1 protein-coding gene and 1 pseudogene are annotated in these 1723 nt (G+C 37.6%); both read right to left on the bottom strand.

The genetic code is table 11. The features are described from left to right. Nucleotides 1–173: 173 nt before the first annotated feature. Entirely contained in the window at nucleotides 174–1448 is a 1275-nt protein-coding gene (locus J5G60_RS18195) for an MFS transporter (protein ID WP_150359063.1), read from the bottom strand. A 50-nt stretch (nucleotides 1449–1498) separates the two neighbouring features. Then, nucleotides 1499–1723, bottom strand: a pseudogene (locus tag J5G60_RS18190) (UxaA family hydrolase); the annotation flags it as partial.

Genomic DNA, 1723 nt, shown 5'->3' with positions numbered 1-1723 from the left:
CTTACTTTATCCGCCACTTCAAGTTCTACATTTTCAACTCTATCTTTCTCAAAATTCTGCTTTATTTTCAAGAACCTAGGTAATTCTATTTTAGGAAATTTACTTAAATCCAAAGACTCCATATTTACATCTCCCATTCATTTGGTATTTCATACATGCTCAAAATAATTCATTTATAATTGTTCACTTTTAGATGTCTCTTTCGGTAATGATACCGTCACTAAAAATCCAATTGCCAAAATTATTACTAAACTATAAATCCCTATACCAGAACTGTATTTCATAGTCAGCCATCCAACTATATACGGTCCCAAGAAGCCTCCCAGATTTCCCAGTGCATTTATAACTCCTCTGGCACCACCTGCCATTTCAGCATTAAACAATATAGGTGGTATTGTCCAGAATACGCTTGAAGCTGCTTGAAGAAATACACCGCATCCAATTAAAAATGCAAATGACAGCCATATATTGGATTTGGTTTGAACTGACAGCAACAAACATATGGAAAATCCGATCAAAGGTAATGCAGTATGCAGTCTTCTATTTCCGCTTTTGTCAGATAGATGAGAAAATACATACAGTCCAACTATAGTGCCTATATACGGCAATGTAGACAACCACCCCACACCATTCATTCCTGATTTAGTAAGTTCTTTTATCAAAGTTGGAAGCCACAGCGAGAAACCATATATTCCGGTCTGATAGCAAAAATATATTATAATCAATTTCCACATATTTATATTGGAGAATATATCTTTAAAAGATACTGCAGTTCCCTCCAGATCTTTTATATTTTCCTGCTCTTCTTTTATTTTTCGTGTAATATACTCTTTTTCTTCTTTAGATATCCACTTAGCATCTTCAGGCCTGTCACTTATAAGCGGAAGCCAAACCAGTATAAGTGCAAGGGATATTATGCCTTCTATTACAAAAACGGCACGCCAGCTGTACGCAGTTATAATCCACCCGGAAAGAGGTCCGGTTATTATGGAAGCTATAGGCACATTCATTATAAAATATGCATTTGCCCTTCCCCTTTCTTCATTTGGAAACCAATGACTTATAATGGTAAGTATTGCGGGCCAAACACCACCTTCAGCAACTCCCAACAGAAAACGAATTGCAAGCAGCTGTGGTACATTCTTGACAAATCCTGATACAACTGCAAGTCCACCCCAGGCTAAAATGGAATAGGCTATAAATTTCTTGGCACTTCCCTTTTCAGCTATTTGACCACCAGGTACCTGCAGAAACAGATACCCTACAAAGAATATTCCTGCAGCAAGGCCCGTAATACTAGCTGTCATAGCTAGCTCTTCACTCATTCCTCCTGCCATTGCAAAACCTATATTTGTACGATCCATAAATGCTACTATATAAACCAGTATTGCAGGTGGGATTATATGAATCCAACGTCCACTGGGTATTTTATCTATACTTTTTTGCATTTGAATTCCTCCTTAAAATACTATAAATAATTCTCATTCGAACAAATAACCTACACATAGTTGCACACTCTGCATATTGCAGTATCATTGAAGCCCAATGCTTCTGCCTTTGTAACTTTTCCCTCTGCCACATGGATGACTTCATTCAGCAGTTTCTCGCCCAGCTGTTCTACCGTATCTTTTCCCGATAGAATTCCGCTTGCATCAAAATCTATATTTCCCTTCATCTTTTCAAAGGTATATTTGTTGCCCGTCACTTTCAGCACCGGCGATAT

This window comes from Clostridium sp. HV4-5-A1G (assembly GCF_900184915.1).
GTDB classification, from domain to species: Bacteria; Bacillota; Clostridia; order Clostridiales; family Clostridiaceae; genus Clostridium_B; species Clostridium_B aromativorans.
The sequence above is the reverse complement of the archived record's forward strand: the minus strand, read 5'-3'. Positions and strand labels throughout refer to the sequence as shown.

What these genes read in the sequence shown, in the direction of transcription:
- J5G60_RS18195 (WP_150359063.1), bottom strand. Translation starts at nt 1,448, where the DNA reads ATGCAAAAAAGTATAGATAAAATACCCAGTGGACGTTGGATTCATATA.